This window comes from Argonema galeatum A003/A1, assembly GCF_023333595.1.
Classification (GTDB): domain Bacteria; phylum Cyanobacteriota; class Cyanobacteriia; order Cyanobacteriales; family Aerosakkonemataceae; genus Argonema; species Argonema galeatum.
The window spans coordinates 45,702-58,600 of sequence record NZ_JAIQZM010000014.1; the positions used below are offsets into that span (position 1 = coordinate 45,702).

Genomic DNA, 12,899 nt, shown 5'->3' on the forward strand with positions numbered 1-12,899 from the left:
GCAATTCATGAATTGCCCCTACATCTGTAGCAATTTTGTAGCGGGAAGAGAGTAAACTGTGTTTATTTGTTAATTTATTTATCACCAAAAAAATATCCACTAAATTGCCAAGTTTCCGGCTATATGAACGACTACTTCTCGGATATGACTGCGCTGCCGGTGTTCCCAGATGTAGATACCCTGCCAGGTTCCCAGCAGCAATTTACCTTGGGAAATCGGTATGTGTTCGGATGTTTTAGTCAGGGCGGTGCGGATGTGTGCGGGCATATCATCTGGCCCTTCTGCGTTGTGGATATAGCGTTGGCTATCTTCTGGTACTAGCTTAGCAAAGAAATTTTCTAAATCCCTAAGAACATCGGGATCGGCATTTTCTTGAATGAGTAAACTAGCTGAAGTGTGACGTAAAAACAGGGTACAAAGCCCTATTTCAATTTCGGATTCGCCGACTGCGGCTTCAACTTTGGCAGTGATGTTACACAAGGATTTGCCAGCGGTTTTAATTTTGAGTAATTGTTGGTAACAAGTCATGTTGATTTTAGATTTTAGATTTGGGATTTTAGATTTTAGCGGCTTGCGCTTGGATGAGGTACACCCGGTGAAACCCGGTTTCTCAGCACCACACTCACCTGAAAGCTGCTGTAAAAACTTAGAAAAATCAAAGATTATGGAAATAGTTGACGATCGCAAAAGCGATCGCTTCCGTTCCATCTTTCGCCAACTGCTGAGACTGGCGGGGGGGTTGTAGCGGTTGATGCAGAAATTCCCAGCTACCCCCGAAAAACTCAGATGGGGTCACAATTTGATGGTAAGCATAATTTTGGATACCTTCCAGCAGTAAAGGCGATTCTGCGAAGCCTTCTCGCGTCAGGGAAACGATCGGAACTTCGAGGCGCAAAGCTTCGGAAAAGGTGCTGTATCCAGGTTTGGAAATCACTCGTCCGCAAAACGGCAGAAAATCGATGGGGCGGTAGGTGCGATCGGCAATTTGGACTAAATTTGGCAAATCCGGTGTGTCCCTGTCAAGAGTGATGAATTGCCAATCGGGAAATTTTAGTACGTTTTCGTAGGGAATTTCCTGTAAACCCAAGCCGCCAAATGTAAGTAAAATGGTTTTGTCAGCCGGAGCAGTTATACCAAAGCGAGTTCGCAGTTCATCTAAATTGTGACGGGGAGAACCTCCAGTTAAACCGACATCTGTTATAATTGGAAACGCACTCATGGGTTCGTGGAGAGGCAAACGAAATAAGCGATCGCACTGACTAAAACACTCGCGAATCCAATCTGCTATTTCGATAAATTCTCCTCCCCAAGCCTCATAAATAAAGTCCCAGCCAAAGTTGCCCATCATCCAACAAGGTATACCAGCTGCTTTGGCGATCGCAGGTGCCAAAGGTGGAATATCTGCCAGCATTAAACCAACTCGATTTTGACGGATAAAGCTTGCTTCCGCTGCGACGATCGATTTTTGCTGAGTCTGGATTTGCCGCAGTTTTTCCAGTGTGGCAGTTTTATCCATTTTCAAGCTATCCGATTGAATAACGCCCACATCAAAACCGCGAGGGCGATGTATAAAATCTCCTGTAATGTAGTTATCTAACAACCAACGCGGTGTCGTTGTCACCATAATTAATAGAATTTCGGGATCTAACCGCTGAACTTCTGCGGCGACGGATGCAGCCCGCACGGCATGACCGAAACCGTGATTGGTGATGGCAACGTATAAGATTGGTTTGCGAGACATATATCGGATTTCTGTTTACAGCGGACAGTATATACGATTTTTAGTTATTTTATAACGCGAAGGAAATCGCAGAGGAAGGCAGAGAGGTTTTCTTTGGTATTAAAGATTAGTTTGAATGCTTTTAAACGAGTATATATGATAGCACAGATTCCCATTCTATTAGAATACCATAAAATTATAGAATAGCAATACAATTTTGCGGCAATTTTGGGGTCGGGCGGGTTAATTTTGTGCTGTTAAACTTGAAATTTGGAAATAAGATCGACTAGCCGATCGATTTCAGCGGTTGTAGTGAAATAATGAACGCAAGCTCGCACGCAGTCGGGGTCGTGAATGGTTCGGATCAGTAAGCCTCGATCTGACAAAAACTGCACCAGCTGCTGATGGGAAACGCCGCCTAGCAATTGGAAAGAAACCAGACCGGACTCTGGCGGGGATTTTCGCAGACAGGTAACTTTGGGAAGTTGGGATAACTGTTGCCAGAGGTACTTAGTTAAATGGAGAATTTGTTGATAGCGTTGCTGCTGGTCACCCCATTCTTGATGGATGGCGATCGCAGTTCTCAGTCCAGCATACAGCGGGTAGGCAGAGGTAGCCACTTCAAATCTTCGCCCATCCGGTTGCCAGCTAATACCGTTCTTACCAGATTGGATACTCCGCCAGCCAATAAAGGTGGGATGCAGGCTTTCTAAGGCTTGCGATCGCACGTAAAGACCGCCGATACCTTCTGGCCCACACCACCATTTATGACCTGTGAAGGCATAAAAGTCTACTTCCAATTCGTTAAGATTTAAGGGCAGCATCCCCACAGATTGGGCGGCATCAACTAGAATTTTCGTGTCAGAACTATTTTGCTGGCACGCTTTGACAATTTCGGCAAGTGGCAAGAGTTGACCTGTGTTCCAGAGGATATGACTCAGCACGACTAAGCGGGTATTCGGTTGCAGATGCTGGGTAATAGCTGCGATTGCATCTCCTTCATTCAAAGTTGGCATCAGATTGCAAATGTCAATTTCGATGCCAAAGCGTCGCTGAATTTCTTCTACAGCTGCTATAATGCCGGGATGTTCGCACTCAGACATCAACAAGCGATCGCCGCTTTTCCAGTCGATTCCCCACAAGGCGATGTTGCAACCTACAGTCACATCTTCGGTTAACGTGATGGTTTCAGGGGTAACGCCTAATTCAGATGCGATCGCTTCTCTAGTTCGATTCGCCTCCTCCACTACCCAAGCATACACCTCTGGCGAAAACGGCCCTGCACGCTGGATATATTCATAAGATTGGTAAATAGCGTCGAGTGCCGCTTGGGGCATTGGCCCTTGACCGCCGTAGTTAAAATAAGCTTTATTCGCCAAAGCCGGAAATTTTTGGCGATACTGCTCTAATAAAGTTTGTGTAGAAAAAATGTTGGTCAAGCGATTTTGGATAAAAAGATTTTAGATTTTGGATTGAACCCTCTATGTTGGGGGAGATTTTTTGTTAGGGTAGAGCCATGTTGCTAACTGCCGAACTGCTGCTGCACTACCAACGCTGTAATCGACGAGCGTTTCTTGATGTCTGTGGAGACCGCACCCAGATGGAACCTCCTAGTGACTTTCATTTGAAACTGCTACAAGACCGCTTTGCTCATCAAAAAACTTTTCTAGCAGAAGACGTTTATCACCAGCCAGTCTACGCCAAGGGAGATTGGGAAGCTGGTGCGATCGCTACTCTAGCATTAATGGAGCAGGGAGTCGATCGAATCCATAAAGGCGTACTTCTGACTGAGATTGCGATCGAGGGATCGGAGGAATCCGCGATCGTCTTATTAAGCCGTCCCGATTTATTGGTTAAACAGCCAGGAACATCTCGTTTTGGCGATTGGCTTTACGTTCCCGTAGACATTCAGTTGGGTAAACGTGCGAAGTTGGATTATCAAATCATAGCAGCGTTTCACGCCCACGTACTGGCACAAACACAAGAAACAATGCCAGAAACAGCGTGGCTAATTTTGCGAGAAAAAGGCGCATATCCAGTGGATTTGGATATTCGTATACCTCAGATGCAGATAATTGTAGAAAAATGCAGTCAAATATTGCTTGAAGAACAGGAACCAGAGGTTTTTATCAGCCGTCAGCGGTGCAATATTTGCGCGTGGTATAGCTACTGCTATGGAGTAGCGAAATCTCAGCAACACCTCTCGCTGCTACCGGGTGTTACCCCCAGCCGCTACACCTATTTGCAAGCGCTTAATTTGACAACACTGTCATCTCTGGCGAATGTTAGTTTAAGCGTACTGGAGGAAGTTTTCGATCGGGAAGTGGCTGTGCAGTTGGTGCGGCAAGCCCAATCTGTGTTAGAAAATCGGGCGATTTTGATATCGCCTCAGCCTTTAAATTTACCGACGGCGGCTATTGAGTTGTATTTCGATATTGAAGCTGAGCCAGATTTAGATATAGCTTATCTTTTGGGGGTACTGGTTGTCGATCGCGAAGCTAAAACTGAGAAATTTTATCCTTTTTTGGCAGAACAACCGGAAGATGAGGCGTCAATTTGGCAGCAATTTTTAGATTTGGTGTGGACTTATCCTTATGCGCCAATTTTCCATTTCTGCGATTACGAAGTTCTGGCTGTAAGGCAGCTGGCTAGGCGCTACAATACACCTGACTACTTGTGGAAACCGTTGCTAACTCGCTTTGTGGATGTGCATGAGAAAGTCTGTTCTGGGGTGACTTTGCCAGTGGAAAATTACACTCTCAAAGCGATCGCACGTTGGCTGGGTTTTGAGTGGCGCGATGTCAAGGCAAATGGCGCTCAGGCGATTTACTGGTACGATCGGTGGTTGAAGACGTGCGATCGCACTTTACTCGACAAAATTGTCCTATACAACGAAGATGATTGTCGCGCCACCCACCATGTCAAAGATTGGTTAGCGAACGCTGTACAGAATTCGCTTAAAATTAATGCAGGATAAATATAGTAAACTGATATTATACAAGAGTAGGTACTTGACCAATGGTTGTTAATAAAAGTCCCAATTACATCTCTCCAGAAGAATATCTCGCAGGAGAGGAGCTAAGTCCAATCAAACACGAATACATTTGCGGACAAGTCTACGCAATGGCAGGGGCAAGCGACCCCCATGTTACTATTTCCCTCAACTTGGCTTCAGCGTTAAGAAATCATGTGCGGGGGAAAGGTTGTCGTGTCTATATGTCAGACATGAAGGCACAGATTGAAACACTTAATATTTTTTATTATCCTGATGTAATGGTAAGTTGCGATCAACGGGATAGAGCATTTCAATCTTTCAAACAATATCCTTGTTTGATTGTAGAAGTATTGTCTAGAGGAACTGAAGGATTCGATCGCGGCGATAAGTTTGGTGATTACCAAGAATTAGAGACACTGCAAGAATATGTATTGATCGGCCAAAAGCGCCAGCGGATTGAGTGTTTCCGTCGCAATTCTGAAGGACTTTGGGTATTACAAACATATAGGCAGGGAAGCGAAATTTACTTAGCAAGCGTTGACTTTCGCGTTAGCATTGATGCTTTGTATGAAGATGTGCAATTCACAGAAAATGAAAGTGAATAGCTAACTTTCGGCTGACTTTCTAGCTAGTACAAAAAAGGTTGTAAAATCATTCCAAATACCTTTATCTGTCGCTAACGCCTCAATTTTGGCAATATATTCAGCTTGAAATTGCTCTAATTGTTCTGGTGAAATCTGCAACTGCGGCGTAATCAAATTATTGTTCGAGAGTTGATTCCACAAATTTTTTGCATCGCTAACGCGCATATAATAACCAAATTGCTCGGTTGTCAGTTCGATATTGTCAAAACCTGCCTCCTGCAACATTTTACGACACTTTTCTGGGGTATTCAGCGGTTCTTTTAAATCTGGAATTGAGATACCATAATTTTGCGCGATCGCCATAAACAACTCAGGTACACTAGGGATACCATCGGGAAAAGTAGAAAATGCCACCAAACCACTCTTTTTAAGGAAATGATACCACGATCGCAATGCGCGGGGAATATCGCTTAAATACACGATCGCCGAAGAACACAAAATCGCATCGAAAATGTTATTGTCAAAATTGATATAATCTGCATCTACTTCCTGTAGTTCAACATTCTTCAGATTTGCTGCCTCAATTTTGCGTTGCGCTTGACTTAGCATACCTGAAGAGATATCTACACCGATAATTTTGCCTTCATCGCCAACGATTTGAGCAGATGCGATCGCAACTATACCCGTACCAGTTGCCACATCTAATATTTGCTGTCTCCTTTGCAATTGTGCTAATTCCACTAAACGATTTCCGAGACAATAGCGAAAATCATTGTCGTAGTTATTTCTCGAATTAAATTCAGCAATTACTCGCTGCTTGTATTCGTCAATATTTGTGCGATCGATCATTCGCGAAATTATCCTTGAAGTGAGGACTGGGTAGGGGCGAAACACTTGCGTAGTTATCTTATTGGTAATAACCAAAATTGTCGGCGCAAGTGCTTCGCCCCTACAGACTAAAGCACCCAACGGGATTGGTAGATAGATTTATCAAGAGAATACATAACTGCTTTTAGTTCAAGCGAGTTTATATTTGGTAGTTGACTTTCTTTAAACATAAACTCTTTTTCATACTTTAAACCAACTTTTTCCATCACCCGTATAGATGCTTTATTTTCCGCTAAAGCCCAAGCCACAACTCGTTGAACGCCCCATTCATTAAAACCTTTTTCTAACAATAATCGAGAACCTTCAGTTGCATATCCTTTGCCCCATTTATCTTTTTTTAGCCTATATCCCAGAGCAATTTCGTCATTTTTTACCAGATTTAATTCAACAGCAAAGGCATTTTCTAGTGCTGGATACAAATGAAACCAGCCCATAAAATCCTGGCTCGATTTTTCGATCGCTGCCCAAATTCCGTAATTTTCATATTTACTATAATATGATATGATTTTTGGCAAAAACTTTTCTTTAATCAATGCGCGATCCACCGGCTTTCCCCCATTGATAAAACGCATTACTTCCGGGTCATTATCCAATGCAAATAAATTATCAGTATCCTCATCAGTAAACTGACGTAAAACCAATCTTTCAGTTTCTATAAATACTTTCATATCTCCTCTATCACCTCTACAATTCATATCATGTCCGGTAGCATCGGTTACCTAAAAAATTCCTGTTTTTATTCTTATCTGCGTTTATCTGCGTTCATCTGTCTTCATCTGCGGTAAAAATTTAACCAACGATGAAAACAGACAATTTGACGATATCATCCCTGAATGCGAAAACAAAAAAAGGTTAGGATTGGGTTTTATTACCTCAACCCTACCTACGAAAGTTCTAGCGACTATCACCTCTACAACTCATCCCTTAATGCAAACAACTTGCTTCAGAGTTGCCACAACTTCCACCAAATCAGCTTGATTATTCATCACCTCATCTATCGGCTTATAAGCGCCCGGAATTTCATCCAAAACGCCCTCATCTTTACGACACTCCACACCATTAGTTTGCTGAATCAAATCATCCAGCGAAAAGTTAAGTTTCGCCTTATTTCGAGACATCAAACGCCCAGCGCCGTGCGAACAACTGCAATAACTGTCATGATTTCCCTTACCTTTAACGATGAAAGACTTTGCTCCCATCGAACCGGGAATAATGCCGTAATCTTCCTCCCGCGCCCTTACCGCACCCTTGCGAGTGATGTACACCTCCTCACCAAAATGGACTTCTTTTTCCGCATAATTGTGATGGCAATTCACCGACAATAAAGGCTTAGTTTGCTTACCGCCAGCGAGATGTTTTTCAACAATTCGCTTGAACCGAGACATCATGACATCGCGATTAAATCGAGCATAATTTTGCGCCCACTGTAAATCGTTCCAGTAAGCTGCAAATTCTGGTGTACCCTCCACAAAATAAGTCAAATCTGGATCTGGTAAACGTATGTTTGCCAGTTTGGCTAGTTCCTTTCCAGTACCAATATGATTTTGGGCTAGCATATTGCCAATATTGCGCGAACCGGAGTGCAGCATCAACCAAACTTGGTTCTCTGTATCGATGCAAACTTCGATAAAATGGTTTCCTCCACCGAGAGAACCCAATTGTTTCATCGCCTTGCTTTCCAGGTGTTGCACTCCTGGATGCAGTTCTTTAAAATCATCCCAATGCTGCCAGTTAGTAACAGCTTTTTCGACTTCTTTATTCTCATTGAAGCCAACTGGAATAGCTGCTTCGATATCCAGGCGGATTTTCTTCAGCTTGCCTTCAAGTTTATCGGCAGTAAATGGTGTTTTGATAGCCATCATGCCGCAGTTGTGAACAAATACGCCCGCACTGAGGGCGAAGTTTTCATATTCTGGAACCGTCAGACAATAAACATCCTGCTTTTCTTGTAGAGGGATAACGGCTATAACTTTGTGATTATAACCGGGTTGATTTTTCCTGTGGTTGTGAAGTCCAACTTTGGAATAAAAAGGCATTAAAGATGTACCGGCTTTTAATTCACTGGCTTCCCGATAAGTCCCATCCCTTAGCATGAATTCATGGTCAGGAGTACATTTTATTTCTTCACCGTTATCCAGAATTACCTTTACCAGTTCTGCGTTGTGCCGAGTTAATCGTGCTGTCGCTTTAGCTGCTGCGATTCTAGTTGTCTGTGTGCAGGAGTAGACTATAAAGTCCTGTTTCCAGTTAGCTAGTTCTTTAATTGGATAGGATTTTCCATCTGCCAAAGGAACCAGTGTATCTCCTGTGAAACAACCAATATCCACCCCCACAGCAGCTGGCATAATAGCTTCTTTAGTGGCAATTACAGACCCCACCAAGGCACCTTTGCCCAAGTGAACATCTGGCATCAGTGCTACGTGCTTGAAAACAAATGGTAGGGATGCTACATTCTTTGCCATCTTGGTTTCTTCAGCACCGAGGGCGTGGTTAGCCCAAGAAAGTACTGGCGCTGGAGTTGAAATTTCTAACTTTTCGTAGGGCATATTTTAATAGGGATTAATACAGAACAGCCAGCGCTACCGATAAATATAGTACCTTATTCAAAGACGCGAGTTGTATTCAACTCAAATCCAAATGGCTATAACTCGTTCGCTTGCTAAAGCAGTGGTACGGTTGTATTATTATTATACTACATTATGCACGGGTAGGTCATGTCTGAAAGGCACAAGTGACAGATGATTTTTGAGTAAAAATACTATTAAAATTTGTAAAGAGGGAGGGCCGATCGCGCTACCCCGCAGTCCTGAATCCACTTTGTGTGAGGTCAAGTTGTATGGCGGTTCGTCAAGATACGATTTGGGAAAGGTTTTTAGCGCCAGTGGTTCGGGTTTTCATTGATGAAGAAGGGATACGGCGATTTTATGAAAGTGTTGATTGGGAAAAAGAAAGCGATCGCATCCGCGACCCCAATCTCACCTATCCCTCCTACTACAGTAGCCAAAACTTCCACGGTATAGAGGGCGGATATCTCAACCCCAGTGCTTCAGTTTCCTACGATCCCATCACCCAGTACGTATTGCCACCCAACGAAACCTGGATACGCCAAGGCTTGATAGACGCCATCGACGTACAGCCGCAACGTATTTTAGACTTAGGGTGCGGGACTGGTTCCACAACGCTGATGTTGAAACAAGCTTTTCCCCAAGCAGAAGCGATCGGTTTGGACTTATCGCCGTATATGCTATTCATGGCGAACCATAAAGCCCGAAAAGCACAGCTTAATATCCAGTGGCGACATGGCAATGCGGAACAAACGGGGTTTGCCGATCGCTCTTTTGATGTGGTGACGGCTTCTTTGTTATGCCACGAAACGCCACCAGCAGTAACAAAAGCGATTCTGCGGGAAAGCTTCCGCCTCCTGAAGACGGGAGGACAAGTTTTAATTCTGGATGGCAACCAGAAAACTTTGCGCCAGACGGACTGGTTGAATGATATTTTTGAAGAACCTTATATTAAGGCTTACGCTGCTGGAAATTTGGATGCTTGGATGGGAATGGCAGGCTTTGAAGCGGTGCAAACCCAAGATCTGTGGTGGTTGCATCAGGTGACAAAAGGCATCAAACCTATCTTAGATGAAGAGACATCTAACTCGGCGGCAGTTGTCCGCAACTCTGTGGCGACTGGTAGCACAGCAGAAAGTGACGATTTGGAGGGTTTTCTGGCCCCAGCTTTTACTACATGACATTGAAGGCAGTACTGTTTGATTTTAACGGCATCATCATTAATGATGAGGCGATTCACGAAAAGCTGATCGCGCAGATTTTGATTGAGGAAAATTTGCGATCGAAACCGGGGGAGTACCGACAAATTTGTCTGGGTAGAAGCGATCGGGCCTGTATCGTCGAACTACTCACTCGTCGGGGTCGCGTTGTCACCGAAAGCTATTTAACCCAACTGATCGCCCGCAAAGCCCAAGCTTACCAGATCGAACTGGAAAAACTGGAAAAATTACCCATTTATCCAGGGTTGGAGGACTTAATTTATAAGCTGCGATCGGCTAAGCTGCGGATGGCGGTGGTCAGCGGGGCTTTACGTTCCGAAGTGGAACTGGTCTTAAATAGAGCTAAGCTGGCCCAAAACTTTGACTTGATTGTAGCCGGAGATGACTTGAAAGCGAGCAAACCCGAACCGGATAGTTATCTGTTGGCGGTGGAAAGATTCAATCAGCAAATTCCCGGTTTTAACCTCGAACCATCCCAGTGTCTGGCAATTGAAGATACTTTTGCTGGGATTACAGCGGCGAAGCTAGCGGGAATACAGGTAGTTGGTGTGGCGAATACCTACCCCTTCCATATGCTCCAGCGTCGGGCCCACTGGACGGTGGATTATCTTACTCATCTAGAATTGGAACGAGTGCAGGAAGTATTTTCCCAGCAGGAACTCCAGGAAACTGTCGCTGAGTGTTAGAATATGTAATGGCAGTTAGCCGATTTTAGATTGGCGATTCAATCCAAAATCCATCCGGGGAATTAGCTCAGTTGGTAGAGCGCTGCGATCGCACCGCAGAGGTCAGGGATTCGAGTTCCCTATTCTCCATAGGTTTCAGGAAGCTAGTTAACTACAAGTCTACTAAATTTCCAACCAGCGAGTTTTGCTTCTAGCTGATATTGCGATCGATCCAACTGGTAGAAGCAGAAGGCGATCGCTTACTTAAAATCTGGCGAAACTGTGATTCCGGTGTGGTTAGATCGGATACATAACCAATTGGCAAGTAGGTTGAAGGGGTAGAGGCAAGTAACTGGATTTTCAAAGCCTCACATGATGTCCTTCAAAATGTAGCTATTAAAAAAGTCCACTTATGTGGACTTTAGGGCAAGTATTCCAAACCTACTCAGATAGCTTTCGTCTGTACTTTCATGGCTTTGGGTTACTCAGTCTTTTACTGGTTCAGGAGGTTAGCGATTTGCTGAGCAGCAGAATAAGAGATACTAGCACACGATCTGGCGTTGTCAGGATTGAGGGTGTTGATACGCTTAGTACTGAGAACTTTTGCAAAATCAGTTGTACTTAGTTCTTCAATGTTCATGCCATCCTTTAGGTTTTGTCCTTTTTTGAGACCCCTATTGGCACGAAAGCTATTAGGATGCCCAATAATCGGCTCATAGACCTTAGTTTTGCACCAGGCAAACTCTTTTGGCGTAGTGACACCATGTTGGTACAAAGCTGATTCGTAGTAATCTTCTCTGGGGATTGAATCAAGACGCGCACTAATGTAATTAGTGCTTTTACCTTGTCTTTCCCAAGCTCTGATCGCTCGTTGCCGACTACGAGTAATACCTAGTTCGGGATCGGCCTCTTCCTCGATTCTTTCTTTAATCGCAGTAAGTGCCCAAGCGTGAAATTCTGGGGATAAAAATTGAGCGTAAGCAATAGCAATTTTGTCAATCGCATAAGTTCCGCCAATTTTTCCTTTCGTGATCTTTATTAAGCCAGCATCAACAGCTATCTGCTTAACTTGATTCGTCCAATTTCTGTACTCTTGATTTCTAAAAGCCGATTGTGGTTTTGTGGCTAAAACCCGCTCTATTTCCGGCTTCAAATCTGGCTTGCTTTCAAGTAAAATTTGTAGCAATAAAAGGCAATTACTTTCTGGCTTAAGCCAATAATCTACCTTCTGAGTTTTGATAGCGCCCGCTGCCCTCCACATATCAGTTAGACAGACTAAACCATTGTCTTTTAGGATAATAAAACCGTTGTAGTCCAATTTGCTCTTTCCCGATTTTGACATCTATGCCTCTTGACAATTTATCTATGGTTTGGTGGACGCAATATCAGTAAAACTGACGTTAACTTGGGAATTGATCATCATCATAACTATCCCCTGAAGTGGATAAGTAAATTTCTTGGGTTGTACCAGAGAATGCTTTTTCAATGTTTGTTTCAAACTGCTTTCGATCGCTGTCAGGTGACAACCGCATTACCGCCAAAACTGCCAATCTCCGGCCATCTAAAAACTTAAGTCCTGGTTCCTTAAGATATTGGAATTGTTTCCGCTTCCTCAATCCGTTCTTCTGTCTTGGATTTAGTTCTTCTAAACGCTCAACAACTCCATCAGGAAACCAATCATAAATGGTTTTATTGATCAGTTTCCCCATGACAGAAGGATGTCCTTTGGACGTTGACTTCCATCCAGTAACCCGATAAGCCTCATCAAAAAACTCTTTCTCAAAACGAGGTTTCCAGGGATCGTGTTTTTCTTGTAAAAAAGCCTGTATAATTCGTACTTTTCGCCTGTTTTCCCAGCCAGTAATTTCTTGAATCCAAGCGCGAACACCCATTTTGGCAAACTTGCGATAAGCAAATAAGGCTTTTTCTGTGGTCTTTCGTGCTTCAAAAGCGTAATATTCTATAATTGCAGCACAAATTTCATCTTTAACGACCTTAGCTTGATCTAGCCCCCTTTCCTTTAGCCATAAATCCTTACCAGCAAAGGGTTCTAGACATTCAGACCGCGCTTGGCCTGTAGCCAAATCTTGAAGTAAGACGTTTATGGTTTGTTGGGCTACATCGCACAGACGCGCAAGCCCAGATTGGGACATTCCAGACTCCCCTGTTGCTTCGTGAGTGTAAAACTCTATTCCCTCACGAGTCGTCTTGATAATCGATGATTTTCGGTTGGTCATTTCTTCACCTATTGACTTATTGTGAA

13 protein-coding genes and 1 tRNA gene are annotated in these 12,899 nt (G+C 43.7%); 5 read left to right on the forward strand and 9 right to left on the reverse strand.

Annotated features, from left to right (window positions below):
• Nucleotides 1-99: 99 nt before the first annotated feature.
• From LAY41_RS16155 to LAY41_RS16165, 3 genes are all read right to left on the reverse strand, one after another.
• Nucleotides 100-528: a secondary thiamine-phosphate synthase enzyme YjbQ gene (locus LAY41_RS16155; RefSeq protein WP_249099834.1), complete on the reverse strand. Its 429-nt coding sequence runs from the start codon at nt 526-528 to the stop codon at nt 100-102.
• A 127-nt stretch (nt 529-655) separates the two neighbouring features.
• Entirely contained in the window at nt 656-1,741 is a 1,086-nt protein-coding gene (locus LAY41_RS16160) for a glycosyl transferase (RefSeq protein WP_249099838.1), read from the reverse strand.
• Between the two features lie 236 nt (nt 1,742-1,977).
• Nucleotides 1,978-3,159 carry an aminotransferase class V-fold PLP-dependent enzyme gene (locus tag LAY41_RS16165; protein WP_249099841.1) on the reverse strand — a complete coding sequence of 394 codons (1,182 nt, stop codon included), beginning with the start codon at nt 3,157-3,159 and terminating at the stop codon, nt 1,978-1,980.
• Nucleotides 3,160-3,236: 77 nt separating this feature from the next.
• On the opposite strand from LAY41_RS16165, the gene LAY41_RS16170 reads away from it, so the two are divergent.
• Both LAY41_RS16170 and LAY41_RS16175 read left to right on the forward strand, forming a co-directional pair.
• On the forward strand, nt 3,237-4,697 hold the full coding sequence (locus LAY41_RS16170; RefSeq protein ID WP_249099844.1) for a TM0106 family RecB-like putative nuclease: 1,461 nt from the start codon (nt 3,237-3,239) through the stop codon (nt 4,695-4,697).
• 41 nt (nt 4,698-4,738) lie between these two features.
• Entirely contained in the window at nt 4,739-5,320 is a 582-nt protein-coding gene (locus LAY41_RS16175; RefSeq protein WP_249099848.1) for a Uma2 family endonuclease, read from the forward strand.
• On the opposite strand, the gene LAY41_RS16180 is transcribed toward LAY41_RS16175, so the two are convergent.
• The 3 genes from LAY41_RS16180 to LAY41_RS16190 all read right to left on the reverse strand — a co-directional run bounded on the left by LAY41_RS16180 (nt 5,321) and on the right by LAY41_RS16190 (nt 8,733).
• Nucleotides 5,321-6,148 (reverse strand): class I SAM-dependent methyltransferase, encoded by an 828-nt coding sequence (locus LAY41_RS16180; RefSeq protein ID WP_249099851.1) that lies wholly within the window; start codon nt 6,146-6,148, stop codon nt 5,321-5,323.
• Nucleotides 6,149-6,255: 107 nt separating this feature from the next.
• The gene (locus LAY41_RS16185) at nt 6,256-6,855 is read right to left on the reverse strand and encodes a GNAT family N-acetyltransferase (RefSeq protein ID WP_249099853.1); all 600 of its coding nucleotides are present in this window, start codon (nt 6,853-6,855) and stop codon (nt 6,256-6,258) included.
• Nucleotides 6,856-7,104: 249 nt separating this feature from the next.
• The gene (locus LAY41_RS16190) at nt 7,105-8,733 is read right to left on the reverse strand and encodes an intein-containing RctB family protein (protein WP_249099855.1); all 1,629 of its coding nucleotides are present in this window, start codon (nt 8,731-8,733) and stop codon (nt 7,105-7,107) included.
• A gap of 290 nt (nt 8,734-9,023) precedes the next feature.
• Between LAY41_RS16190 and LAY41_RS16195 the strand changes: the two genes are divergently transcribed.
• The 3 genes from LAY41_RS16195 (at nt 9,024) to LAY41_RS16205 (ending at nt 10,786) form a co-directional block, all read left to right on the forward strand.
• Nucleotides 9,024-9,932, forward strand: coding sequence for a class I SAM-dependent methyltransferase (locus LAY41_RS16195; RefSeq protein ID WP_249099859.1), 909 nt, complete (start codon nt 9,024-9,026; stop codon nt 9,930-9,932).
• Nucleotides 9,929-10,657, forward strand: a complete 729-nt coding sequence (locus LAY41_RS16200) for an HAD family hydrolase (RefSeq protein WP_249099862.1) — start codon at nt 9,929-9,931, stop codon at nt 10,655-10,657. The genes LAY41_RS16195 and LAY41_RS16200 overlap by 4 nt, the downstream gene beginning before the upstream one ends.
• 56 nt (nt 10,658-10,713) lie before the next feature.
• Nucleotides 10,714-10,786: transfer RNA gene (locus LAY41_RS16205), tRNA-Ala, on the forward strand.
• Between the two features lie 61 nt (nt 10,787-10,847).
• Here LAY41_RS16205 and LAY41_RS16210 read toward each other — a convergent pair.
• The 3 genes from LAY41_RS16210 to LAY41_RS16220 all read right to left on the reverse strand — a co-directional run bounded on the left by LAY41_RS16210 (nt 10,848) and on the right by LAY41_RS16220 (nt 12,873).
• The gene (locus LAY41_RS16210; RefSeq protein ID WP_249099865.1) at nt 10,848-11,000 is read right to left on the reverse strand and encodes a hypothetical protein; all 153 of its coding nucleotides are present in this window, start codon (nt 10,998-11,000) and stop codon (nt 10,848-10,850) included.
• Nucleotides 11,001-11,129: 129 nt separating this feature from the next.
• Entirely contained in the window at nt 11,130-11,978 is an 849-nt protein-coding gene (locus tag LAY41_RS16215; protein ID WP_249099866.1) for a KilA-N domain-containing protein, read from the reverse strand.
• Nucleotides 11,979-12,036: 58 nt separating this feature from the next.
• Nucleotides 12,037-12,873 carry a P63C domain-containing protein gene (locus LAY41_RS16220; protein ID WP_249099869.1) on the reverse strand — a complete coding sequence of 279 codons (837 nt, stop codon included), beginning with the start codon at nt 12,871-12,873 and terminating at the stop codon, nt 12,037-12,039.
• Between the last annotated feature and the right edge of the window lie 26 nt (nt 12,874-12,899).